Origin of the sequence: Shewanella sp. K8 (genome assembly GCF_028823715.1) — a bacterium.
Classification (GTDB): domain Bacteria; phylum Pseudomonadota; class Gammaproteobacteria; order Enterobacterales; family Shewanellaceae; genus Shewanella; species Shewanella algae.
The window spans coordinates 15844-38015 of record NZ_JAPEHY010000017.1; the positions used below are offsets into that span (position 1 = coordinate 15844).

A 22172-nucleotide genomic window follows, 5' to 3' on the forward strand; every position below is an offset into this window, starting at 1 on the left:
GCACAATGACACTCAGGATGTTAATCGCGGCCGGCGCCTTGCTGGCTTTTGCGGGGCAGGCCACCGAACTGGTCTATACCCCAATCAACCCCAGTTTTGGCGGTAACCCTCTCAACGGTTCGTTTCTGCTGAGCAAGGCCCAGGCTCAAAATGACAATCAGGCCGCCGGCAATGAAAAGGACTTTGTTACCCGCTTCAAGGAGTCGCTGGAGCGTAACATTATCAACTCAATCACCCGCGGTGTGGCCGACGGTGAGATAACCGACGGTGTGTATGACACGGGGGACTACCGCGTCGAAGTCGCCTCCACCGGCAACGGCGTGATGTTGACCATTACCAACCTGCTTTCCGGCGAAGTCACAGTGATAGAGATGCCTATCTATGGAGGTAATCCATGAGGTGGCTGGCACTGGTTCCACTGTTACTGCTGGGGGGCTGCAGCCTGGTTCCCAAGCCTGATTTGAATATCAATGAGGCCCAGGTAAATCCCTTGAGTGAAACCATGAAGGCGCTGCAGTCGCGTCCCGGGCCGCGTTTTCCTATCCCGGTTGCGGTTTACTCTTTCCGGGATCAGACCGGGCAATATAAGCCCCAGGCCAATGTCAGTTCCTTCTCGACCGCAGTGACCCAGGGGGCCACTTCCATGTTGGTGCAGACTCTGCTGGATTCCAGGTGGTTTACCCCTGTGGAGCGGGAAGGGCTGCAGAACCTGCTGACCGAGCGCAAGATCTCAGGTAAGCAGCAGGGGCGCAATAATGAAGTGCCGACCCTGACCAATGCCAGGCTGCTTCTGGAAGGCGGGATCATCAGCTATGAAACCAACGTGGAAACCGGCGGCAGCGGTGTGGAATACTACGGCATAGGCGCCTCCGAGCTGTACCGGGAAGATCAGGTGACCATTTATCTCAGGGCGGTGGATGTACACACAGGTAAGGTGCTAATGTCGGTCAATACCACCAAGCGGGTGTTCTCTCAGGAGATGCGTGCCGGCCTGTTCCGTTACACCAGTTTGAACCGCCTGGCCGAGGCCGAAGTGGGCTTTACCACCAATGAGCCGGTACAGTTTTGTGTGTTGCAGGCGATAGAACTGGCGGTCTCCGAGCTTATCGATAAGGGGAGCCGCATGGGTTACTGGAGCGCCGAGGCCTCGGGCGACGACAACAGCCTGAGTCAGGGATAAACAGCTTGAGCGAGAGAGCAACAGCTTGAGCGATAGGTAAACCGCAGTTTGTTGATTTTCAAAAAGAAGGGCCCGCAATTGCGGGCCCTTTGTTTGACTAACTCCAGGGCGTTCATTTCAGCTGGCTCATTTCAGAAGGCCGATTTCAGAAGGCCGATTTCAAGAGGCAGGTTTCCGGCTGCCATTGGATTTTGGCTTCAAATGGCTAGGCTGCCACACCGCGCCAGAATAGGCGAAAGCTGGCGTCTCTGGCCTCTCTGGTAGCCTTCTGAGGCTGGTTGCAGAAGAAGCGCGCCGCCGCCAGGAACTGGCTGTGGCAAGCTTCCAGCAACAGCTCTCTGGGTAAGTCTGCCAATACCCCTTGGTTGATGCCCTGCTCCAACAGTTCAGAGATAAAGCCGAGAATGCCATGCATTGCCTGCTGCCTGACCGCTTCACTGACACTGGGTGACATGGCGTATTGCACGAAGAAGCTCAGCTTCAGAGGCTGTGCCAGCGCCCAATCGAGCCCGGCCTGCCACAGCATTTCTGCCCGCTGCGGCAATTCAGTGGTGGTTGCCGGCGCCTTTGGCAAGCTTGCTGAAATGGCGTCGGCAAACTCTGTTTTGATGGCCAGAAACAGCTGGTCCATCAGGGTTTCTTTACTGCTAAAGTGATGGAACAAGGTGCCCGTGGCCACGCCGGCGTGGCGGGCTATGCTGGCGGTCGAGGTGGCATAGAAACCTTGCTCGACAAACAGTTGCAATGCGCTGCCCAGGATCTGCTGCTTCTTGTCCTGTTTGCCGCTCAATGCCCGGGTTGCTTCGTTGCTGCGCTTCATCTGAGAAACACCTTCAGCAACAGCTTCTGGATCCCCTTGCCATAGGGAGGATGCACCAGTTTGCCGGTATTGAGTCGCCCCCGGGACAGTACAGTGCGGGCGTGGCTGAAGGTGCGAAACCCTTCCTGGCCGTGGTAGTGTCCCATGCCGGACGGGCCTATGCCACCGAAGGGGGCATCGTCGGCGGCCACATGAAACACGGTTTCATTGATACAGACACCGCCTGAGTGGGTTTGGGACAATACCTGCTGCTGCACTTCTTTATCGAAACTCATCAGATACAGGGCCAAAGGTCTGGGGCGCGCCTTGATATAGTCGAGCGCCTGCCCCAGCTCTTGATAACTGACCAAGGGCAACAAAGGGCCGAAGATCTCTTCCTGCATCAGTTTCATATCATCGCTGACCTTTGTCAGCAGCAAGGTGGGCCATTTGCGCTGTTCGGCACTGGGCAGTTTGCTGAGTGGTTGCTCGCGGTCGGCGGCAAATACCTGTGCCCCTTTGGCGGTGGCATCTTCCAGGAGGGCGACCAGTCTGGCGGCCTGACGCTCGTTGAGTATCTGGCCATAGTCCGGGGTGTTGGCAAAGTCGGGGTAGAACTGCTGGAAGCGGCGCCGATAGGCGCTAATAAACTCGGCCTCTTTACCACTGGGGCAGAGAATATAGTCGGGGGCGACACAAATTTGCCCGGCGTTGAGACACTTGCCGTAGATGAGGCGCTCTACCGCTGTCTCCATGGGCATGTCCCGGGCGATTAACACAGGAGACTTGCCTCCCAGCTCCAGGGTGACAGGGGTGAGATTATCGGCCGCCGCGCGCATCACATGGCGTCCTACCTGAGTCGAGCCGGTAAACAGCAGGTGATCGAAGGGCAGGGCGGAGAAACTGGCGGCAATCTCGGCTTCCCCTTCAATCACACAGACCTCGGAGCCATCGAAGACTTCGGCCAGCAGGGTACGCAGGGCGGCATTGGTGTGGGGAGTAAATTCAGACAGCTTCAACATGGCGCGGTTACCGGCGGCAATGACTGTGGCCAGCGGACTCAAGGACAACATGATAGGGAAGTTCCACGGCACTATGATGCCCACCACGCCTTTGGGCTGATACTCCACCCTGACGCTGGCCGGGGCCAGCAATAATCCGGCATGGCGGCGACTGGGTTTCATCCAGCGTTTGAGATGCCTGAGGCTGTAGTTGATCTGGGTAACGACCGGCAGTATGTCGGAGATCAGGCTATCGTCGGTCGACCTGTGGCCATAGTCGCGACTGAGTGCATCCGTGAGGGCCTGTTGGTGTTTCAGCAAGGCTTGTTTCAGCGCCTTGAGCTTGGCCTTGCGCTCGCCAAGGCTTGGCATGGGGGCGGCACTGAAAGCCTGGCGCTGCACGGTGAATTTTTGCAGCAGTTGCTGATTCTCCACTGTGAGCGGCTCTGGGTTAACAAGCGACATTTTGCCTCCTTCGGCAGCCATTAAGCTGTCTTTAAAGTGACCGACTGATTAGTCGGTCTGATGTTAGTTCAGTCTGCGCCGGTTGGCAATAGCAGAGCTATATTTGATATGGATCACAGAATGCATCACGGCCGCCAACTAGACTGAAATCGAATAGATGGGGCCTTGTTTTTGAAATCGTTGACATAAGGAATTGATGATGAGCTTGAACATGCATGGTATTTCAATCGGAATTGAGCGTTATGGTGATGACGATTTCTTTGTCACCATGAAAGCCGTGGGAAAACTGACCCACGAAGACTATGAATACATGGTGCCTATGCTGGAATCGGCGATAGCCGGTGTGAAGGATCCGGATATTTACGCTCTGCTGGATGTCACCGAAATGGATGGTTGGGAAGCCAGGGCCATGTGGGACGATCTCAAGTTGGGGATCAAGCATGGGCGCCATTTCGAGAAGATTGCCATCATAGGCAATACCAGTTTGCAGGAATGGATGACCAAGATGGCCGACTGGTTTACGCCAGGGGACATGAAGTTCTTTGTTGATCGCCTCGATGCCATCGACTGGCTGAAAGACTAAACCGCCTTGCCATGAAATGCCCGCGACCTGTGAGGAGGTGCGGGCGTTTTTTTATTGCCATTCCAACAGGGTTTTGAGCTGCTCGCTACGCTCCTGAGTCAAGAGTGCTTGCCACTCTTGCTCAGTGGTGGATTCCTGGAGCGCGGCAAATAGGCGTGCATTGCTGTCGCGGTATTTAAGCCACAACCTCTGCACCGCGCGAAGGTCTTCTTTGGTCACTTCAAACATATAAAGCTCGGGGTCATCCGCCGGGCGCAGTTTCTTCATCAAGGCGCGGTACAGCTGGTTGAGCTCTTTGTCGGCGCCGGCAAAGTCAGGGAAAGTGCTCACCACTTGCTCTTCGTTACTGAGCTTTTCCAAACGTGCCAGATAGTCTTGCCGCTGCTCGCTCTGGGAGCCGATAATAAAGGCGCTGCGCCCGCTGCCGCCATGGCCTTCTTCCCTTGAGGTTTTCGCTTGCAGCCACAGCTCGAATGCGCGGTTGGCCGGCTCGAGCAATTTAAGCGGCGCTTGCCCCAGGCGTTGCTTGATGCTTTGGTTGATCCCTTCTTGTTTGGCGAGGCGCTGTTGCTCCAGTCGCTTCTCTTCCCGTGAGGCGCAAAAGCCCATTCCCATACCACTGGTAATCGCGTTGCAGAGATCAAATTCAGTGGTCTGTTTGGCACCAGGGTCGAGTTTGAGTCTGTCTTTGACGGCGATATCCAGCTCGGCCGGTACCTCGGCGCCATAACAGATGAGCTGCAGCACCTGGCGATCATAATTGTTGCCATCTTGCAGTTTGGAGAGGTTTTCAGCCTGTTGCCACAAACGATAGCTATAGCCTTCCTCTAAGGGAGCGCTCAGAGCATTAAGCCGGTTGAAATCGGGCTTGCCGGCATAGATGCAGGCATCCAGTGTGGTTTGATAGTCGAAGTTAAAGTCCGGATGGTGACTTTGATACTGTTTTAACACCTCGCCCAGCCTGACAGGATCGGCACTGTTTTCTGTGCCGCCGCGGGTCAACAGGCGATCTGTCAGGTAATAGAATGCCTTGGGGTGACCGGCCCTTGCAGCCTGGCTTAAATGCGCTATGTCTTCAGCCAAAGGTAAGGAATAACTGTAGCTCAGCATGAAGTGGGCTTCTCTGCTGCCAAGGGCCGCAGCCTGCTCATAGAGCGGCTTGGCCTGCTGGCTCTGTCCGGCTTGTTGCAGCGCCTTGGCACGCTCTACCAGGCTGGCGGCATCCTCGGCGTAAACTGGAGTAAAAATAATCACCAATAGGCTTACTGCTGCGGGTAAATGGAGTAAAGTATTCATAGGGTGCTTCAAAATATTGCAATATAACTTGTTGATATTATTCGACAGGTATCTCATCAGTCGATGCCTGTCGTGTCAAGGAGGTCACTATGCGTAACAAAGATATCCTCTGGCCCACTGATTTCAGTGATACAGCTGCCAATGCATTGAGATATGCCATTGAAATGGCCAACCTTTACCATGTTGGGCTGCGTATTTTGCACGTAGTGGATCAGCCCATAGGTGATGAAAACTATCAGTTGTTGATCATCACTCCGGAAGAGTTGGCGCAAACCATGGAGAAGGCCGCCGCCGAGAAGATGCATGAGTTGCTGGCCAAGCTGAACAGTCCACTGAAAATTGAAACTGTCATTCGCCGCGGTGACGCAGTTGAGGAGATCCTGGCCGAAGCCGAGTCTGCCGATGTCGGTATGATAGTGATTGCCAGCCACGGTCGTAGCGGCCTGGCCCATTTTCTCAGTACCAATGTGGCCGAGGCCGTGGCCAACAAGGCTCGCTGCCCCGTGTTGGTGGTGAAGTAACAAGTCGATGCGGCTTGAATGAGTACTAGAACGAGGAGCCGGGCTGCTCGAGAAAGGCCAGCTCCTCGGCGGTCGACTGCCGTCCCAATATGACATTGCGATGGGGATAACGGCCAAACTTGTCAATAATCGCCTTGTGCCTCAACTCAAAGTCATAGTTGTCCTTGGTTTGTTCCGAGGCGAACAGTTTCTGTGCCTGCTGATGAATAACCGCCGACTCGCTGTGCATAAAGGGCATATAAAGAAATGCCAGCATAGGGGCTTGCAGCTGTTTGTCGGCGCCTATGCTGATCGCCTCCTGCGCCAGAGCCAATGCCATGGGATCGGCACTGAAGGCATCAGGAGTGTCGCGGTGAATGTTGCGCGAGAACTGATCCAGCAGCAAAATTTCCGCCAGGCGCCCTTGTGGTGTTTGTCGCCAATGCCATAACTCGCCCTGACGGGCAGCATTCAGCAAGGCACCGAAACGATGCTCAATTGTGTTGTCAAACTCAGGATCCTTGACCCACCAAGCCTTGGGGCCTATCTCCTCAAACCAAAAATGGATTATCTGTTGTGGCCTGTACTCGGAAGCGATTTGAACTGACATGGCAATTCCTTCTATTTGAATGGGATTAAATCCAGTTGCTGTGATCATGGGCGATAAGCCCAAGGGTTTGCGCCGCGATATCCTGCGCCTTGGCCAGCGGAATGGCAGGCAGTGTCAGTTCGCCGCTGGCCAGCCCAAGTTTGAGGCTGGCGAGGCCTCGGCGTTTTTGCCCCCGGCTTTGGATCAGCTGCAGATGTTGCACCTTGCTCAGCGACACCAACTGCCAACTGTGGCCTAGGAGCCCCTTGTGGATCCAGAGATCGTTTTCAACCCGCCAAAAACCCCATTGACGATAGCGCAGATAAAGCGCCAGGACAGCCAACATTCCGGCCAGCAACAGCAACCAGGTCTCTGCTGTAGGGCCGGTAAATGCCCATGTCAGCGGCGCCGGCGTTAAGCACCACAGCGCCCTATAGTAAAACCAGCTCGGGTGAATGGGGTGCCAACGATTCGGAATACGGTCGGCCTTGCTGCTTCTTTGGTTGAGCCTTTTCAGCAGGCGGTGCACTTCGCCTCTACCGAGCGATGGCACCAACATGTGATTGTTGCTGCCGCCTTCCACCTCATTGCCTTTTACCTGCTTGAAGCTCAGAGTCCAGCGTTTCAGCCAGCGGGCCAGTAGCGGCTGCTGCAAACTGATGAGTTGAATTCTGTGCTGCTTGAGTATGTCTTGCTGGTGGGACAGCAGGCCGCCGCTACGCTGTAATGTTTCCAGTTCCTGGGTCAGGCGGTAGGGGGCATATTTCAGCAGCGCCGCGACTATTGAGATCAAGGAAAACAGCAGATAGCCAAGGAGCAGAAGGCCAACAAGGAACCCCAGCTCCAGCAGCAGGTTGCCACTGAGCTGCTGCTGATGCCAGTCGAAGACTTGTGTCAGCCCCAGCTCCATCAGTTGACTGCCTTCGAGCTGGCTGAGTACTGGTCCTGCAATGACGGCAAACCAAACAAAATTATTCTGATACAGGCCAAAGAGTGCCAGCTCTGCCAGGGACTTCTTCACCAGTAAGCGGGAGTTTGGCGGTGCTGAGGTGGGGGCGCTTTCGTCTGTGTCGGCCCGTTTCATCAATTGCTGCCTCAGTGACTCGGCCTGAGCTTGGGTGACTGCACTTAAGCAGGCTTCATCCTTGGCCGAACCCGCAGTTTCCACTATCAAGTTACCCAGTCGCAACGGCTTGAAGTAAAAAGGCTGTTCCAGACGCACATTCTGAATTCTGTCTATCGGCAGCTCGACTTTGCGCTTGAACAGGGCGCCACTGTGGACCTCGAGTTGTCCTCGAGTCAAGCGATAACGGAATTTGCGCCAGCTCAACAGCCCATGGGCAAAAATCACTATCAGGGTCAATGCCAGTGCCAGTGGCAGCCAGACGGAGTCAAATCCCTGCTGCCAGCCGGTATAGAGGATAGGCACCAGGGCATAGCCGTTGCTGAGGAAGTGTTTCAGGCTGGTGAGGCTGAAACTGATGATCGCCCAGGGTGAGAGCGAGTGCCAGTTGGCTTGCTGCACCTGGCTCAATTCGGCGTCTCCATCGAGGTTTCACCGCCATCCTTCCCCGCCAGAGACAACAGATGTTGGCGCAGCGCTTCGGCTACTTCAATATCCAGCCCGGGCAGGCTGACCTCGGCCGCCGAACTGCCGGCACTGTAGCAGCGCAAACTTGTCAGCCCGAAATGGCGCTGCAATGGCCCCTGAGACAGGCTCACATGTTGCAGCCTGCTGGCCGGCATGGCGGTATGGCTCTGCCACCAAAGCCCTTCACGCAGCAAAATGCCATATTCACAAACGCCATAAGCCATGGCTTCGGCTTGTTTTTGATTGAGCCAGGTCTTGAATCCCAAAAGCAGCAGTGCCAGCGTGACCGAGATGATGACTCCAAGACCACTCAGCTTGGCGCTGAGCAGTAACGCAGGCACTAGCAGCAGTATGACCAGCGCCATCAGCAGCAGGTTTTGCCACAGCAATTGTTGGCGGTAGCGGGGAGACAAAGGGGTCAAGGGTTGGCTGTCAAAGCCCAACCACTGCTGCTGAGGCAGGGGCGAGTGGGGCGAGCGGGTATCCATGTGCTTTGAGTCCTTGAGGCATTGACCTGACTATAGCAATAGAGAGTTTGTCGCTTCAAGCCGCTAGCTTGGATGGCAGAGACTTGATGCAGTTCCGGATCCTGAGCGATTGCACTTGTGTTAACAACTGGATATCAAGTAGTTTGGTAGCAAGACTTTGTTGCCCGTGTGGCGCTTGCCTCCCAAACGCGCCGCTACTGGCTGTAAACCATCAGGACGATGAGTATGTTCCAAGCCGATAAGGTATCCAAACAGCAAACCGCCTTTCTGCGTAAGCTCTATCTGGCACATCTGATAGATGATACCCAACATAACCTGTTGTCCTTACAGAAGGAAACCGGTATGCCGCGCCGCACCTTGCAGGATGCCATTGCCGCCTTCGGCGATATAGGTATTCAGGTGGACTTTATTCAGGATGGCCGCCGGAATAACTCAGGGCACTACCACATCCGCACCTGGGGCCCGATTAACAGCGCCTGGGTCGGCACTCACCTGGAGCAGATCCGCGCCCTGCTGTTCGCCGACAGTTGAATCCGCCTGTTGTAACAGCAGCATACCGGCCAGAACCGCCTGGATATGGCGCTGCTGGATAAATTCATAGTAACGCTGATCCTGCAGTTGATTGCCTTTAGCCTTAAATTCGCACTGCGTCTGCATTCCCACGACTAGATCACCATTGCTGCCAAATGGCGGTAACTCCAGGTTATAGCCTTTGAAATAGTTGTGGGGCAGTTCTTTGTTCCAAAACAGTTGCCAACGATTGTTCCCGCAGTTGGGAATGGGCTCGGCCATGGCCGCCAGGGTTTGCCGTGCCAGTAGCTCACGAATGGCATCATAATTTAGCTTTGAGTCGGTTGTTGGGCATGGTAAATCCTCCAGCTCTATAGTAACCGGCGATGAATCTATCGGATCCTTGATGCCATAGAACTTGGCTCTGCGCTCCCCCTTGAGATAGTGGGTAAGCTTGGTTGTGAACAGCGGAAACAGGCCAACAAGGGACGGCCCGTGATAGACGGGGGTGACATGGGCGGGCACGCTGACATCCTGCAACAGATGCAGCAGGGCACCGACAAAGTAATCCCGCTGGGCCGAGTCATTGGCCATGGTTAACCCAAGTTGCGCCCTGGCCCACAGGCGTTGCTGTGACATATTGACAAGGCCGGGCTGCACTGTCTCTTTGTCGGTTTTATCCGGATGATAAAAGTGCCAGTTGCCAACGCGGCGATAGGCCGGAAACAGTTGATCACTCCAGGGATTATCATACAGGGAAGAGGGCAGTTTGGCGGCGCCTTCATCCATGGCCAGGTTGCCGTCCTGCAGTCGCTGTAATCTGGCAGGGTTGACTACTTCACCGCGGCATTGCGCCAGTTTCTGATAGCTGAGTTCGGTGAGGCGCAGGTGTCCGGGTTTGGGATCATAGGCCATTGCTGAGTTGCAAAGCAGTAAGCTACACAACAAAGCCATGCCGGCCGAGAGAGTAGTGGTTTTCATCGAGTCTTCCTGACAGGCTTCCTAAAGGGTGAGTCGCAAAATCGCGGGTGTTGCGAAGGCTTATTTAATAGCTTTCGCCACTCATTTTCGCTAAATAAATCCGCTTCTATGCGCAGCGACAGAGTAGCCCTGTCGCGAGTTGGCACTGTTTACATTTTTATGGCCAAGCCCGGCTTTTTCAAGTCTGGTTTCTAAGACCAGGTTTTTCAAGCTAGGTAGAGAGCAAACCCAAGCCAGCTAAGGCCAAGCAGTATCCAGGGAAACCACAGCAGCCACTTGGGGGCATGGGATGGCGTTATTTCTGCCGCATCCGCGCTGTCATCCGAGTCGTGCTGGAGCCTGTTTTTCTGTCTCAGCTCTTGCTTGCGCGCCTTGTCTCTTGCTCTGGCCTTGGCCTTTTGTTGCTTCTTGTATTCGGCAATGCCTTTCTCTATGCCCTGGGCAATGAGGCGGGTTTGCTCCTTGGTTTGCCCCGCTTTTTGAGTGGCTTTGGCCATGCGCATGGCTTCGGTTTGGGTTTCGTTGGAAATCGCTGGCTTCTTATTCATCTCTGATGGGGTTGATGACTGACCCAAGGATTATACCTGCCTGCTTGAAGTTCTGACCACAGACGGCCTCACATCAAAGGCGCTTGCCGGTGCTGAACTTGTTCGGGGTCAAATGCTCTTATGGCAGGGGTCATATTGCAAGGGCCTTTATTGGCAAGATTTTGATCGCTTCAAAAATAGAGTCTCTGCCCCTGCGCGTCGGCGAAGGTTCCCGGTTCATAGTGCCAGACCCTGGAAATCAGTTCAGGCGTCAAAGCCTGTTGGGGCTCGCCCTGAACCAGGAGTTTTCCTTTGTCCATAACCAGCAACTGATCGGCATAGTGACTGGCCTGGTTGAGGTCGTGCAGCACGGCCAATACAGTGTAGCCCTGCTCATGAGCCAGCTCTCTGGCGAGTCGCAGTACTCTGTGTTGCTGGGCCAAATCCAGCGCCGAAGTGGGTTCATCCAGCAAGAGTACAGGCGAGTGCTCGGCCTGGGCCAATTGAGTCAAAACCCTGGCCAACTGAACCCGCTGGCGTTCACCGCCGGACAGTGCCGGATAGCTGCGCTCACTCAGGTGAGCCAGATCCAGACGCCACAGTTGCTGCTCAACCAGTCGGGCGGCATCTCTGGCACTGAGACTGAGAGGATACAGGCCCATGGCTACCACTTCACGAACGCTGAAGGGAAAGCTGAGACTCGAGTGTTGCGGCAACATGGCCAGATGCCTGGCCAAGGCTTGCTTCGGCCACTGCCCAAGAGGCGAGCCGTGAAAGTTTATCCGCCCGGCATCGGCCTTGAGCTCCTGAGTCAACAACCGCAGCAGACTGGACTTGCCGGCGCCATTGGGCCCCAGTAGAGCATAAAATTGGCCGCTTTGCAGTCGGCAACTGACATCGGTCAGCAAGGGCTTGTTGTCGACTCTGGCATGTAGATGTTTGAGCTCCAGTACTTGCTCAGTAAACGCGGTGGACTCAAATGACATAGCCGGTGTTTGTGCGGCAGTTGTCGTGGTCACGGATTCGAGTGAAGGCATGGAGTACCTCAATAAAGCTTACGTCGCTGACTCAGCAGCAGATAGAGGAAGAAGGGAGCGCCGAGCAGAGCCGTCATCAGGCCGACAGGGATCTCGGCCGGTGACATCAAGGTGCGGGCCCCTGAGTCGGCCAAGGCCAGCAGCACGGCGCCGAGAATGGCACTCAGCGGCAGCAGTTGCCGATGATCCGGCCCCTTAAGCAGCCGCACCAGATGCGGTACCACCAGTCCGATAAAACCTATGATGCCGGTGGCCGCCACGGCAACACCGACACCCAAAGAGCAGAGCAAGATCAACTTCAGCTTGAGCCTGTCTACCTCTATGCCCAGATGACGCGCCTCGGATTCGCCCAGCAACAGGGCGTTGAGCGCCAATGCCTGTTTGTTGAACTGCCAACTCACCAAGGCCAGTACCGGCAGACAGATAAATACGGATTGCCAACTGGCACCGGCGATGGCCCCCAGTTGCCACAGGCTGAGATCCCGCAGCGCCATGTCGTTGGCAAGGAAAGTCAGCATGCCAATTCCGGCACCGGCCAGGGCGGTAATAGCCACCCCTGCCAGCAAGAGTAACACCACTGAGGTGCTGCCACCTGAAGTGGCGAGCCGGTAAACCAGTAAACTGGTTGCCAGACCGCAGAGAAAAGCACCAAGGGGGACGGCATAGCTGCCAAGATTTGGCAGTAGCACTATGCAGATGGCGGCTCCCAGCGCCGCGCCCGAGGACACACCTATGATGCCGGGATCCGCCAGAGGGTTACGAAACAGGCCTTGCATTACGGCGCCGCATTGTGCCAACAGGGCGCCGACAATCAGTGCCAGCAAGGTTCTCGGCAGACGGACATTTTGCACTATCAGGGCATTGGCTTCCTGCCCGGCGGCGACTGAGCCAAACAGGGAGTCGATTATATCGCTCAAGCCTATGGTCACAGGCCCGGTTGCTATCGAGAGCAATGCGGAAAACACCAGCAGGCTGGCGAGTCCAGGCCAGAGCCAGGGATGGCGGTGGATGGGCAGCACGGCAGCCATGATTATTGCTCCAGCAGTTCCTGATTCAGGGACTCGGCCGCTTCAATGGCGGAGATACCCAATCCCCCGAGTAATGCCTGAGGTTGAAGATCCCGGATCAAACCGGCTTTTCCGGCCGGAGTATGGGCCAGTAGCGGCATGCTCTTCAGTAGCTTATCGGCTTGAGGCTCGGGTTGCTCGCTGGCGCTTGAGAGTAAAATCAGCTCTGGCTTGAGCGCCAGAATGCCTTCCTGAGACAGGCTACGGTAGCCGCTGAAGTCGGCGGCGTTGGTGGCACCGGCCAGCTGGATAATGATATCGGCGGCCGTATCAGCACCGCCGACCCTGGCGGGACGCTCTGACTGCAGCAACATAAACATGACTCTGGGTGGATGTTCGAATTTGGCCGCAGATTGCGCCAGCTGCTGTAACCTGCCACCCAGGGTATCGGCTAGTTCGGTGGCGGCTTTCTCCTTATTCAGGGCCTTTCCCAGAGTGAGAATATTTTGCTGTAGTTGCTCGGCGGTATCGGCCGCCTTCAGGGTGATAACCGGCACACCGGCCTGTTTTACCAGATCTATGCTGCTGGCCGGTCCCATCACAGAGGTGCCAATCAGGAGATCCGGTTTTTGCGCCAATATGCCCTCGGCTGACAGCATTCTGTGGTAGCCGAGTCTTGGCAGTTTCAGCTTCTTTGGCAGGGCGCTGCTGGCGTCGACAGCCACCAGTTGTGGGGCGGCATCCAATGCCAGCACCAATTCAGTGACACCGGCACCGGCACTGATCACTCGCTTGGGGGGCTCTTCAGCGGCAAAAAGCGGCATGGCGAGCAGGCCACAGAGGAAGATAAGAGAGTTTTTCATTCTAGCTCCAAAATAATTCAGGGACTCATCGCCACAGACTTGTGTCTGAGGTTTCATCAGTTGTTTAGGGTTCCATCAGGACCCTGGTCTGGCTGATCTCCAGCCGTTGCAGCAGACTCAGCAGTTGCATCAGCGGCTGGACTCTTGCCTCCTTGTCGGCGGCTACCACCAAAGTCAGTTCGGGATTGTCGGCCAGCGCCTGAGTCAGTGCCTGCTCGAACGCGTCGAACCGGGCAAATTTTTGTTCGTTGAGCGCCCAGAACGGCGCCTGGGGTAACACGCTTACCGTCAATTGAGTCTGTGCTTGTGGGCTCAAAGTTGTGGCACTGTTATCCGGCACTTCAATCGGCAGGCTCAATAACTTGGGATTGGCTGTGAGCAGCAAAAACACCAGCACAATGAAGATGATGTCTATCAATGGGGTTAGATCCAGGCCGCTATCCAGGCCATGCTCTTCCTTAATTTCAATCATGACAGCGGCTCCGGATGGCGACGCTTGCCATTGATTTGACTGAGTTTGGTCAGGTTAAAAGCAGCGTAATCATTGTCTTCGCCCTGCAGTGGAACCCCTTCCAGCCAAAGGTTGAGTTGATTCAGTACATGGGCGCAGGAGGCCACTGAGCGCTCGGCCCAGAGTCCGAACAGCTGTGCTCCCAACAGCGCGGGTACGGCGATCAACAGGCCGGCGGCTGTGGTGTACATGGCCAATCCCAAGCCTGAAGCCAACAAGGCCGGAGTGATGCTGTCACTCTGATTGGCGCCAATATCGTTGAACATCTCCAGTAACCCCAGCACAGTGCCGAGCAAACCCAGAAGCGGGCTGATGGCACCTATGTATTGCAGCAACTTGAGCCCGGCGTGGAGTTTGCGTTTCTCCTTTGCCAGCCAAAGTGACAACAACTCTTCCCGCAGCGCCTTGGGTTGTGCGGCCTGCCTCAGCAAATGGCGGGCACCGCAGGAAATCAGTCCCCGGTTATCTTTCAGGCGTTCAAGCAGGCTGTCACAACTTTCATCCAGTGTGCCGCTGCGCAATTCGCCGAGCCAGGATTGGCGCCTGAACAGGCTCGGCAACAAGATGGCAAAGCGCTCCAGCAATATCATCAGGGTCAGAAAGGCGCAGATGAGCAAAGGCCAGGTGAGATCGCCAAGTTGCTGGTGCAGGCTTTGGTACAAACTTAATTCCATCGTGTCTCCAACTGTTAATTAAGGGCGAAGCGAACCGGCACCCTGACTTTGAAACGGGCGGCTGAGGCTTGGGAAGGAATGCTGAACTGCCAGTGGCGTACAGCGGCCAATGCCGCTTCATCCAGAATGGAATAGCCTGAGCTGCTGACGAGCAGGGCGTTTTGGGTTTTGCCTTGATGATCAAAGAAGATGTCCACCAGAGCCGTGCCCTCAAAGCCCCGCTTGCGGGCGAGTCTGGGGTAGCTCGGCGGCGTCGGCGGGCTGGCAAATACAGGCTCAGCCAGCTCTATGGTGTGATTCAGTCCTGAGGTGCCGGCTGTTTGAACCGGCGACGAAGGAATGCCCGGCTTCTCCTCATGGGGCACAGGCTCTTCTCGCGGAGTCGTTGAGGCGTGTTTCGGTTCAGATTTTTCTGCTCTCTCTCGCGGCTTTTCCTGAGTCGGTTGTGGCTTGCTTATCTTTGAAGTTTGTTTCTGACTCGCTTTGACCGGCTTGGTTTTGAGCTGCTCAGACTTTGGCGGCTCAGGTTTTGCCACATTCTGTTTCAGCGGTTCTTGATGTTGAGGGGCTTTATGTTCAGCTTCTTTATGCTTAGCGGATGGGGCTTTTGTCGCAGGGTGGCTTTCGGCGGTAGCAGTCTGGTTTTGAGTCTGGGCAGAGGCAGTTTGGGACGCTGCAGCAGGAGCTGCGCTGAAACTCAACTGCAAACCGCCCTTGGTGGGCATTACCAAAGGATCTGGGGTGGCAGTCTGAGAGGCCAATACGGCACTCTGAAGTGACAATGCCATGAGCGCAAAACCACAATAACGCTTGGGGGTCACGCCGTTACTCCTGTTTACAACCGCTTGTTGCGGCGGGTGAATGTTCAAATTCAACTAAGCAATGACCCGTAAGGCTCAATGCTGTTCTGTCTTGGGTCGGCTCTGTCCCTGAGCCGCCACCATTCCATGGTTCCTGCCTTTACTGTCCGGCCAGCCTTTACCGTTTGGATAGCGCCGCTATTCTGCCGCTACAGACGGCACCACTCCCGGAACTTACCCTTCCTTTGGGTTAAGATATACGAGTAGAAATAAGATCGCAAATGATAATAATTATTATTTGATCCTTTTCTAAAGCTAAGCTAGAGTGCCAGCTTAAGTGGTGTTATCCCGGGCCTGCGGCCCTCTGTCTCAACTTGTTTTTCAGAAACACCACTTCCATGAGAAAGGCTGGAGATACAGCCTGATAATCTGTTTGAGGATCAAGATGATGAATAGAAAGCCGCTGGTTATGGCTATTACTCTGGCATTGGGAACCCCCTTCCTGAGTCTGGCCGCTGTTGCCGAGCAGGTGAAAACAGCAGAATTTGATGAGGTGCTGGTAAGTGCTACCCGCATTCAGGAGAAAGTCTCTGAGTCCAGCCGCAGTGCTGCGGTTGTCGGCGAAGAGCAGTTGGCCGAGAAGCAGGGCGACTCGGTGGCCGAAGTGCTCAAGACTGAAGCCAACATCAATATCGCCAATGGCCCCAGGGCGTCTGCCCAGCAGGTGGAAATTCGTGGTCTCAGTGGTCAGAGGGTATTGCAGACCATAGATGGCGCCAGGCAAAACACCAGCGCCGGCCACAGAGGTACCTTCTTTATGGACCCTGAGCTGCTCAGTTCTGTTGAGGTGGTACGCGGCCCGGCTTCCAGCCTTTGGGGCAGTGGCGCCATAGGCGGTGTGGTATCACAAAACACCAAGTCGGCCAGGGAGATGCTCGACGAAGGCCAGAGCTTTGGTGGTTATCTAAAGCAGGGCTATGAAACCAATGGCCAGCGCAGCAAGAGCAGTGGTGCCATTTATGGCGCCAAGGGCAGTATCGACTGGTTGTTGAACGGCAGCTACAGCGATGGTGACAACATCAAGGCAGGTAATGACAATACCCTGGAAAACAGTGCCAGCCGCAGTCGCAGTGGCTTGGCCAAGTTCGGTTGGCAGTTGGATGAGGCGCAAAGGCTGCAACTTTCCGGCAGGATCAATGAGATCTCCGAAGCCGTGCCCAGCAACCCGGCCACAGATGTCAGCAACAGTGTGCCTCTGGTGCGCCGCGAAAGTAAAGATTCCAACCTGACCCTGGACTACAGTCTGGCACCAAGTAGCAACGCCCTGCTGGATCTGGATGCCAAGTTCTACTGGAATAAGACAGATTATGATGAGAATCGCCTGACCAAGGGCCAGTTCGACACCACAGAATATGAGACCCTGGGGTTTAGTATTGCCAATCGCAGTCAATGGCAGGGGCTCAAATTAACCTATGGTCTGGACGGCTACCGCGACCAGATAGAAACCTTCCGTGATGACAGCGGCCAGAGCGGTCAGCGTCCCGGCAACATAGATGGAGAGTCTCGGGTGTGGGGCGCTTTCTTGGCCGCCAATATCGCTCTGGGGGAAAACTGGTCATTGGATCCGGCGCTGCGTTACGACAGCTTTGAAAACGAAAGCAATAACCTGGGCCATTCCAGTGATGACGATGCCTTGTCTCCCTCGTTGGCACTGGTGTGGAAGACAGCGCCATGGCTGACACTCAGCGCCCGTTACGATGAAGCCTTCCGCGCGCCATCAGTGGAGGAGATGTACTCCAGTGGCACTCACTACTGTATTCCTCCCATCCCCAATTTCTTGCCCAACGGCCTGTGCAATACCTTTGAGGTCAATGAAAACCTCAAGGCTGAAAAGGCCAAGAACAAGGAACTGAAGGCCGATATGCGCTTTGCCGAGCTGGCGGGCAACGATGAACTGGCGCTGAGCCTGAGTGTATTCAGAAACGATGTCGACGACTTTATCGAGCAGCGGGTGACCAATCCACTGCACGGCATCCCCGGGCTCGAGCAGAACACCCGCTGGGATAACGTCGACAAGGCCAGACTGACCGGCTTCGAGCTGACAGGAAAGTATCGCATCAACCAGACCCGCCTATCGCTCAGCTACGGCCAGACTGAAGGCAAAGACAGACATGATGGGGGCTATCTGGCCAATATTCCGGCCAACAAGCTGGTGCTCGACTTGTCGCAGGGGATCATGGCGGGCGATATGAAGCTGGGAACCCGGGTCAGCTATAACGCCAGTCAAGACAGGGTGCCCGAAGATAACCCGGTTAACCGCTACCAGGACTACACCCTATGGGATGTGTATCTGGCCTGGGAGCCTGCCATGGGGACCTTCGAAGGGCTGCGGGTCGACTTTGCCATTGAAAACATTGGCGATGAAGAATACATCCAAGCCTGGCAAACCCTGATGGATCAAGGGCGCAACTTCAAGCTCTCGGCCCGTTACCGTTTCTGATGGAGCAACAGATGCAGATAAGCGATACAACAAGGGCGGCCGCTGGCCGCCTGCAGATAGCCGCCGCCATGCTGGAACACCCCGAGTGGTTACCGGCCGATGCCGCCGCCAATCTGGGGATTTCTGAGCTTGAGGTGGTGCAGGCATTACCGGCCGAGCAGCAGCAATTCTTGCCGCTGGAATGGCTGGAAACCCTGTTGCAGGCACTGCCTGAGTGGGGCAAATTGACCACCATAGTCACAGTTGCCGGGCAGATATTTGAATTTAAAGGCGACTTCCCCAAGGGAAAGACGGCTCATGGCTACTTTAACCTCTACAGCAAGGGAGATGGCCTGCATGGCCATCTGAAATTGGAGAATTTCAGCGCCATCGCCTTGATAAGTCGTCCATTTCGGGGCACTGAAAGCCATTCGATTAACTTCTTTGGCCCTGATGGCGCCATCGTTTTTAAGGTCTATCTGGGCCGGGATCAACAACGCAAGCTGCTGCCGCCACAGTTGGCACTGTTTGCCGACTGGCGTCACCGTGGTGAAGTGGCTGCCAAAAAGGGGGAAATATGACCAGTGAAAACCAACGCCTGCAGGAAAAACTGCTGCCGGAAATCGAAGATTTCAAACAGGGGCGTACCACCTTGCAGTTGGCGACCCAGGATGCCAACGGGATCCCCAACGCCAGTTATGCGCCGTTCGCGCTGGCCGATGATGGCTTCTATATTCTGGTAAGCGATCTGGCGCGTCACGGTATTAACCTCAAACAGTCACCGCGGGTATCTGTGATGCTGGTGGAAGACGAAGCCGAGGCGCGCAGCGTGTTTGCCCGCCGCCGCCTGACCTTTGATGCCGCCGCCGAACTGATAGCAAGAGACAGCCAGGGCTTTGCCAAAGGGGTACAGGTGCTGTCCGGACGCTTCGGTGAGATGATAGATAACCTGGCGGCATTGACCGATTTCAACCTGTTTAAGCTGGTGCCCGAGCGCGGTCTCTATGTCAAAGGCTTTGGCCAGGCGTTCAGTCTCAGTGGTGCCGAGTTGTTGGATGTCAACTGGATGCGTGATGGCCACCATGGAACGCCCAAGGCCGTGCCTGCCTGAGCTGGACTCATCGGCGCTTTGGCGCCACAATCCTGATTAATAGTCACTGTCTGGATTTTCGCTTGTCTGCTCCTCAAATCGCTTCGGCTCGGATCCTGCCCTGGATCCTGAGCTTTCTTAAGCCTTATCGTCTACGAGTCGCCCTGGCGCTGCTGTTTCTGCTGCTGGGGTCTCTGGCCTGGCTGGCCCTGGGGCAAGGGGTTCGCTTGATAGTGGATGAGGGCTTTATGGCCGACAACTCGGGCCGCCTCAACGAAATTGTGTTGTTTATTCTGGGGATCACCCTGGTCAGTGCCGTGGCCGTGTTCTGCCGCTTTTATCTGATGACCTGGCTCGGTGAGAAAGTCAGCAACGATATTCGCCGCTTGGTGTATCACAGGTTACTGGAACAAAGCCCGGTGTTTTTCGCCCGCTTGCGCACCGGGGAAATCATCTCCCGTTTTACCGCCGACAGCACTCTGTTGCAGACAGTTATCGGTTCTAGCCTGTCGATGGCACTGAGATCTTCAGTGACCACTATAGGTGGCTTGGTGATGATGGCTTTTACCAGCATCAAGCTCACGGCCTTGGTGCTGCTGGCCGTACCGCTGGTGTTGGTGCCTGTAGGTTTGCTCGGGCGGCGGGTACGCAAGCTTGCGCGCACCAGTCAGGACAGTGTCGCCGATCTCGGTGCCTATGTGGATGAAACCTTGCATGAGATCCACACGGTACAATCCTATGGTCACGAGGCTCGCGATCGCGACAATTTTGACGGCTACCTGGCGGCGGTGATGCGTGCTGCCAGTGGCCGCATCCGCTATCGCTCGGCGTTGATCTCCTCTGTCATGTTGCTGACTATCGGTGCCATAGTGGCTGTGACCTGGGTGGGGGCCAGAGACGTAATGGCCGGTGTAGTCAGCGCCGGTGAGCTGTCGGCATTCATGTTTTACGCCATGATGGTGGCCGGCGCCGTGGCCACCATAAGCGAAGTGATAGGGGATATTCAGCGGGCTGCCGGTGCCAGCGAACGCTTGATGGAGCTGGCCGAGTCCAAGGCAAATATTGCCGAGCCGGCCAAGCCGCTGGCGCTGCCCAGTCCGCTCAAGGGAGAACTCAGGATAGAGCAGCTGAGTTTTGCCTATGATGAGGGCGCAGCAGTGCTTGAGGATCTCAATATCCATATTCAACCCGGTGAACGGGTGGCTCTGGTTGGGCCCAGCGGCGCCGGCAAGAGTACGTTGTTTCAGCTGCTGCAGCGTTTCTATCAGCCGAGTTGCGGCCGCATTCTGCTCGATGGCGTCGATATCGCTTCTGTATCATTGGCGAGCCTGAGGGCACAGTTTGCCCTGGTGCCCCAGGAGTCGGTGATCTTCGCCACCAGTGTGCTGGAAAATGTGCGTTATGGCCGCCCGGAGGCCAGCCTGGAAGAGGTGGTTGCCGCCTGTAAGGGCGCCAGAGCTCATGAATTTATCAGTGAGTTTGCCCAGGGGTATGATACCTATTTAGGTGAGCGTGGCGTGCGCCTTTCCGGAGGTCAAAAGCAGCGAATTGCCATTGCCCGCGCCATCTTGGCCCGCAGGCCTTTACTGCTGCTCGATGAAGCCACCAGTGCCCTGGATGCGGTCAGTGAAGTCAAGGTCAAGCAGGCTTTGGATGAGTTGATGGCGGGACGAACCACGCTCATCATAGCCCACAGGTTGGCGACAGTGCTCAATGCCGACCGTATTCTGGTGCTGGAGCGGGGGCGATTATTGGCCAGTGGCAGCCACAGCGAGTTGATGCAAACCAGCCCGCTGTACCGTGAGTTTGCCAGTCTGCAGTTGCTCGCGCCCGATAGTCTGGCCGGGAGCTCACACGAGCCCGGGCAGGCATCATCGCTGGCTTGATCTTAGCGCTTCTGTTTTAAATATATAATCAGTCCAGTCACGGCCAGCAATAATAAGGCGATCGCCGCCAGATCCATCAGATAACTGCCGGCAGCGCCGAAGATTCGGCCGCTGTGCAGATCCTGAAGAACCCTGTGCCAGGACAGGCGACTGGCGCGAATATCTCCGATCAACTGCTGCGTTTGTATCTTTGCCCCTTCGAGTGGTTTTATCCAGGGGAGGGCGACCAGGCTGGTGGCCGCTTGCCAGTCCAACAGTTCGCTGTCGCTGCGATACTGGCCCCGGGGTGTTTTCAGCCAGACACTGCCGGGCTCGACCGCCATGGCGTTTATCTGCGGCGGCAAACCTGTCAGCTCGGTTTGGGTTTCCAGCACAGCAAGATCCTGGCTCAAAATCGTTAAACTGTTTCGGGTCAGCAGCAGCCACTTGTCTTCAAAGGGAGCTATGGCCAGTATCTCATCGGTTTGCTCGGCTAGCGGCGTGCCGGCTATCCAGGCCTGACCCTGACTGCTGCCCACCAGCGGCTGGGCTTGCCAGACATTGACATCTTCCGGGGCGCCAATGCCGTAATAGTCTTGCAGCCATTGCCAGTGCACGCCTTGGGATAGGTTCAGCTCACGGCTGTGATTCAAGGCCAGGCCGGTCAGAGTCAGCAGCAACACAAGCACACTGCTGATGATGCCAATACGTCTGTGCCAGGGGCGCAGGGTGCGCAAGAGACGGACTCGAAAGTCCGGATGTTTACGTGTCATCTGGGCTCGCTGTGTTGTTGCTGACCGTGTTGCAGGCTGAGTTGCCGGTCAAGATAGAGGGCGATGCGGGCCAGTTTGGTCAGGGCCCTGACGGAAAGCGTTGCTCCGGTAATGCCATCTATATGTTTGTCCAGCTGTTTATCTTTTGTGAGTGTCGCCGATTTAAATTGGTCGGTAAAGAAGTCGTGCCTGACCTCATCGCCGCGGCTCTCGCGGTAGATAAGCACCTTGGTGCGATAAATCTGCCCATGGCGCACCTGAATGCCAACCGTGATTGGCGCTTCTTTGCCAATTTCCTCCAGGATCCAGACTGTGTCGTCTCCCTGCTGCCAATAGCGGGTACGCAGCGGCCGAAAATCGTGGGCCAGTATCTCTTCTATGACCTGGCGTTGCTCGGCGTTGAACCAAAAGACTTTGGCTTTTGCTTGACTTTTACTTTGGTCTCCCAAGGCCTGGGTGACAAAGTCCGCCGGGCTTTGATAAACGCTTTGCGCCGCCTGGGTTTGAGTGAGTGGCAGCAAAAACAGTGAGAGTAGTGCAATAAGGGTCTTCATAAGTGCCTC

The 22172-nt window shown here is 55.7% G+C and carries 25 protein-coding genes; 9 read left to right on the top strand and 16 right to left on the bottom strand.

All coding sequences use genetic code 11. From position 1 onward, the window contains the following. The first annotated feature begins 5 nt into the window (after positions 1 to 5). Positions 6 to 398 (top strand): curli assembly protein CsgF, encoded by a 393-nt coding sequence (locus tag ON072_RS10785; RefSeq protein WP_025888631.1) that lies wholly within the window; start codon positions 6 to 8, stop codon positions 396 to 398. Continuing rightward, the gene (locus ON072_RS10790; RefSeq protein ID WP_025008874.1) at positions 395 to 1180 is read left to right on the top strand and encodes a CsgG/HfaB family protein; all 786 of its coding nucleotides are present in this window, start codon (positions 395 to 397) and stop codon (positions 1178 to 1180) included. The genes ON072_RS10785 and ON072_RS10790 overlap by 4 nt, the downstream gene beginning before the upstream one ends. A 205-nt stretch (positions 1181 to 1385) precedes the next feature. Here ON072_RS10790 and ON072_RS10795 read toward each other — a convergent pair whose 3' ends face one another. Both ON072_RS10795 and ON072_RS10800 read right to left on the bottom strand, forming a co-directional pair. Continuing rightward, entirely contained in the window at positions 1386 to 2000 is a 615-nt protein-coding gene (locus ON072_RS10795; protein WP_261753011.1) for a TetR/AcrR family transcriptional regulator, read from the bottom strand. After that, on the bottom strand, positions 1997 to 3445 hold the full coding sequence (locus tag ON072_RS10800; protein WP_028779497.1) for a coniferyl aldehyde dehydrogenase: 1449 nt from the start codon (positions 3443 to 3445) through the stop codon (positions 1997 to 1999). Before ON072_RS10800 ends, ON072_RS10795 begins: the two co-directional genes overlap by 4 nt. A 199-nt stretch (positions 3446 to 3644) precedes the next feature. On the opposite strand from ON072_RS10800, the gene ON072_RS10805 reads away from it, so the two are divergent. Beyond that, positions 3645 to 4028 (top strand): STAS/SEC14 domain-containing protein, encoded by a 384-nt coding sequence (locus ON072_RS10805; RefSeq protein ID WP_028779496.1) that lies wholly within the window; start codon positions 3645 to 3647, stop codon positions 4026 to 4028. Between the two features lie 51 nt (positions 4029 to 4079). Here ON072_RS10805 and ON072_RS10810 read toward each other — a convergent pair whose 3' ends face one another. Further along, the gene (locus tag ON072_RS10810) at positions 4080 to 5324 is read right to left on the bottom strand and encodes a lysozyme inhibitor LprI family protein (protein ID WP_186295211.1); all 1245 of its coding nucleotides are present in this window, start codon (positions 5322 to 5324) and stop codon (positions 4080 to 4082) included. Positions 5325 to 5413: 89 nt separating this feature from the next. Between ON072_RS10810 and ON072_RS10815 the strand changes: the two genes are divergently transcribed. Then, positions 5414 to 5845 carry a universal stress protein gene (locus ON072_RS10815; RefSeq protein ID WP_025008878.1) on the top strand — a complete coding sequence of 144 codons (432 nt, stop codon included), beginning with the start codon at positions 5414 to 5416 and terminating at the stop codon, positions 5843 to 5845. Positions 5846 to 5870: 25 nt separating this feature from the next. On the opposite strand, the gene ON072_RS10820 is transcribed toward ON072_RS10815, so the two are convergent. Genes ON072_RS10820 through ON072_RS10830 form a run of 3 tightly spaced genes read right to left on the bottom strand, consistent with a single transcriptional unit; the run spans position 5871 to position 8492 of the window. Beyond that, on the bottom strand, positions 5871 to 6434 hold the full coding sequence (locus ON072_RS10820; protein ID WP_274626050.1) for a DUF924 family protein: 564 nt from the start codon (positions 6432 to 6434) through the stop codon (positions 5871 to 5873). A gap of 25 nt (positions 6435 to 6459) precedes the next feature. Then, positions 6460 to 7938: a PH domain-containing protein gene (locus ON072_RS10825; RefSeq protein WP_274626054.1), complete on the bottom strand. Its 1479-nt coding sequence runs from the start codon at positions 7936 to 7938 to the stop codon at positions 6460 to 6462. 5 nt (positions 7939 to 7943) lie between these two features. Further along, positions 7944 to 8492: a PH domain-containing protein gene (locus tag ON072_RS10830; protein ID WP_054743608.1), complete on the bottom strand. Its 549-nt coding sequence runs from the start codon at positions 8490 to 8492 to the stop codon at positions 7944 to 7946. 225 nt (positions 8493 to 8717) lie between these two features. On the opposite strand from ON072_RS10830, the gene ON072_RS10835 reads away from it, so the two are divergent. Next, on the top strand, positions 8718 to 9023 hold the full coding sequence (locus ON072_RS10835; RefSeq protein WP_025008880.1) for a winged helix-turn-helix domain-containing protein: 306 nt from the start codon (positions 8718 to 8720) through the stop codon (positions 9021 to 9023). Here ON072_RS10835 and ON072_RS10840 read toward each other — a convergent pair. The 8 genes from ON072_RS10840 to ON072_RS10875 form a co-directional block, all read right to left on the bottom strand. Beyond that, positions 8925 to 9983, bottom strand: coding sequence for a hypothetical protein (locus ON072_RS10840; protein ID WP_208160117.1), 1059 nt, complete (start codon positions 9981 to 9983; stop codon positions 8925 to 8927). The two genes, ON072_RS10835 and ON072_RS10840, sit on opposite strands and share 99 nt — an antisense overlap. Positions 9984 to 10189: 206 nt before the next feature. Continuing rightward, positions 10190 to 10531, bottom strand: a complete 342-nt coding sequence (locus ON072_RS10845; protein WP_025888641.1) for a DUF2956 domain-containing protein — start codon at positions 10529 to 10531, stop codon at positions 10190 to 10192. Positions 10532 to 10701: 170 nt separating this feature from the next. After that, positions 10702 to 11496, bottom strand: coding sequence for a heme ABC transporter ATP-binding protein (locus ON072_RS10850; protein ID WP_391564784.1), 795 nt, complete (start codon positions 11494 to 11496; stop codon positions 10702 to 10704). A 59-nt stretch (positions 11497 to 11555) separates the two neighbouring features. Next, entirely contained in the window at positions 11556 to 12575 is a 1020-nt protein-coding gene (locus ON072_RS10855; RefSeq protein ID WP_243881687.1) for a FecCD family ABC transporter permease, read from the bottom strand. 2 nt (positions 12576 to 12577) lie between these two features. After that, positions 12578 to 13417, bottom strand: coding sequence for a heme/hemin ABC transporter substrate-binding protein (locus ON072_RS10860; protein WP_044735179.1), 840 nt, complete (start codon positions 13415 to 13417; stop codon positions 12578 to 12580). Between the two features lie 64 nt (positions 13418 to 13481). Beyond that, a complete protein-coding gene (locus ON072_RS10865; RefSeq protein WP_025008886.1) occupies positions 13482 to 13889 on the bottom strand; it encodes an ExbD/TolR family protein in 408 nt (135 codons plus the stop codon). Continuing rightward, on the bottom strand, positions 13886 to 14602 hold the full coding sequence (locus ON072_RS10870) for a MotA/TolQ/ExbB proton channel family protein (protein ID WP_028779489.1): 717 nt from the start codon (positions 14600 to 14602) through the stop codon (positions 13886 to 13888). The genes ON072_RS10865 and ON072_RS10870 overlap by 4 nt, the downstream gene beginning before the upstream one ends. A 14-nt stretch (positions 14603 to 14616) precedes the next feature. After that, a complete protein-coding gene (locus ON072_RS10875; RefSeq protein WP_107005101.1) occupies positions 14617 to 15423 on the bottom strand; it encodes an energy transducer TonB in 807 nt (268 codons plus the stop codon). A gap of 427 nt (positions 15424 to 15850) precedes the next feature. Between ON072_RS10875 and ON072_RS10880 the strand changes: the two genes are divergently transcribed. The 4 genes from ON072_RS10880 to ON072_RS10895 all read left to right on the top strand — a co-directional run bounded on the left by ON072_RS10880 (position 15851) and on the right by ON072_RS10895 (position 20857). Further along, entirely contained in the window at positions 15851 to 17902 is a 2052-nt protein-coding gene (locus ON072_RS10880; RefSeq protein WP_274626055.1) for a TonB-dependent hemoglobin/transferrin/lactoferrin family receptor, read from the top strand. Positions 17903 to 17970: 68 nt separating this feature from the next. Continuing rightward, entirely contained in the window at positions 17971 to 18462 is a 492-nt protein-coding gene (gene hutX, locus ON072_RS10885; RefSeq protein WP_234504051.1) for a heme utilization cystosolic carrier protein HutX, read from the top strand. Continuing rightward, on the top strand, positions 18459 to 18992 hold the full coding sequence (gene hutZ / locus ON072_RS10890) for a heme utilization protein HutZ (RefSeq protein WP_025008892.1): 534 nt from the start codon (positions 18459 to 18461) through the stop codon (positions 18990 to 18992). Before hutX ends, hutZ begins: the two co-directional genes overlap by 4 nt. Positions 18993 to 19054: 62 nt before the next feature. Beyond that, positions 19055 to 20857 (top strand): ABC transporter transmembrane domain-containing protein, encoded by a 1803-nt coding sequence (locus ON072_RS10895; protein ID WP_391564783.1) that lies wholly within the window; start codon positions 19055 to 19057, stop codon positions 20855 to 20857. 2 nt (positions 20858 to 20859) lie between these two features. Here ON072_RS10895 and ON072_RS10900 read toward each other — a convergent pair whose 3' ends face one another. Continuing rightward, entirely contained in the window at positions 20860 to 21609 is a 750-nt protein-coding gene (locus ON072_RS10900) for a PepSY-associated TM helix domain-containing protein (protein WP_274626051.1), read from the bottom strand. Then, positions 21606 to 22163 (bottom strand): FMN-binding protein, encoded by a 558-nt coding sequence (locus ON072_RS10905; protein ID WP_274626052.1) that lies wholly within the window; start codon positions 22161 to 22163, stop codon positions 21606 to 21608. The genes ON072_RS10900 and ON072_RS10905 overlap by 4 nt, the downstream gene beginning before the upstream one ends. Between the last annotated feature and the right edge of the window lie 9 nt (positions 22164 to 22172).

Excerpts from the sequence above, each read along its gene's own strand:
- ON072_RS10860 (WP_044735179.1), bottom strand. The coding sequence starts at position 13,417 with ATGAAAAACTCTCTTATCTTCCTCTGTGGCCTGCTCGCCATGCCGCTT.
- hutZ (WP_025008892.1), top strand. The coding sequence starts at position 18,459 with ATGACCAGTGAAAACCAACGCCTGCAGGAAAAACTGCTGCCGGAAATC.
- ON072_RS10785 (WP_025888631.1), top strand. The coding sequence starts at position 6 with ATGACACTCAGGATGTTAATCGCGGCCGGCGCCTTGCTGGCTTTTGCG.
- ON072_RS10905 (WP_274626052.1), bottom strand. The coding sequence starts at position 22,163 with ATGAAGACCCTTATTGCACTACTCTCACTGTTTTTGCTGCCACTCACT.
- ON072_RS10790 (WP_025008874.1), top strand. The coding sequence starts at position 395 with ATGAGGTGGCTGGCACTGGTTCCACTGTTACTGCTGGGGGGCTGCAGC.
- ON072_RS10840 (WP_208160117.1), bottom strand. The coding sequence starts at position 9,983 with ATGAAAACCACTACTCTCTCGGCCGGCATGGCTTTGTTGTGTAGCTTA.
- ON072_RS10845 (WP_025888641.1), bottom strand. The coding sequence starts at position 10,531 with ATGAATAAGAAGCCAGCGATTTCCAACGAAACCCAAACCGAAGCCATG.
- hutX (WP_234504051.1), top strand. The coding sequence starts at position 17,971 with ATGCTGGAACACCCCGAGTGGTTACCGGCCGATGCCGCCGCCAATCTG.
- ON072_RS10835 (WP_025008880.1), top strand. The coding sequence starts at position 8,718 with ATGTTCCAAGCCGATAAGGTATCCAAACAGCAAACCGCCTTTCTGCGT.
- ON072_RS10800 (WP_028779497.1), bottom strand. The coding sequence starts at position 3,445 with ATGTCGCTTGTTAACCCAGAGCCGCTCACAGTGGAGAATCAGCAACTG.
- ON072_RS10900 (WP_274626051.1), bottom strand. The coding sequence starts at position 21,609 with ATGACACGTAAACATCCGGACTTTCGAGTCCGTCTCTTGCGCACCCTG.
- ON072_RS10855 (WP_243881687.1), bottom strand. The coding sequence starts at position 12,575 with ATGGCTGCCGTGCTGCCCATCCACCGCCATCCCTGGCTCTGGCCTGGA.
- ON072_RS10865 (WP_025008886.1), bottom strand. The coding sequence starts at position 13,889 with ATGATTGAAATTAAGGAAGAGCATGGCCTGGATAGCGGCCTGGATCTA.
- ON072_RS10820 (WP_274626050.1), bottom strand. The coding sequence starts at position 6,434 with ATGTCAGTTCAAATCGCTTCCGAGTACAGGCCACAACAGATAATCCAT.
- ON072_RS10805 (WP_028779496.1), top strand. The coding sequence starts at position 3,645 with ATGAGCTTGAACATGCATGGTATTTCAATCGGAATTGAGCGTTATGGT.
- ON072_RS10870 (WP_028779489.1), bottom strand. The coding sequence starts at position 14,602 with ATGGAATTAAGTTTGTACCAAAGCCTGCACCAGCAACTTGGCGATCTC.
- ON072_RS10830 (WP_054743608.1), bottom strand. The coding sequence starts at position 8,492 with ATGGATACCCGCTCGCCCCACTCGCCCCTGCCTCAGCAGCAGTGGTTG.
- ON072_RS10795 (WP_261753011.1), bottom strand. The coding sequence starts at position 2,000 with ATGAAGCGCAGCAACGAAGCAACCCGGGCATTGAGCGGCAAACAGGAC.
- ON072_RS10880 (WP_274626055.1), top strand. The coding sequence starts at position 15,851 with ATGAATAGAAAGCCGCTGGTTATGGCTATTACTCTGGCATTGGGAACC.
- ON072_RS10815 (WP_025008878.1), top strand. The coding sequence starts at position 5,414 with ATGCGTAACAAAGATATCCTCTGGCCCACTGATTTCAGTGATACAGCT.
- ON072_RS10810 (WP_186295211.1), bottom strand. The coding sequence starts at position 5,324 with ATGAATACTTTACTCCATTTACCCGCAGCAGTAAGCCTATTGGTGATT.
- ON072_RS10850 (WP_391564784.1), bottom strand. The coding sequence starts at position 11,496 with ATGTCATTTGAGTCCACCGCGTTTACTGAGCAAGTACTGGAGCTCAAA.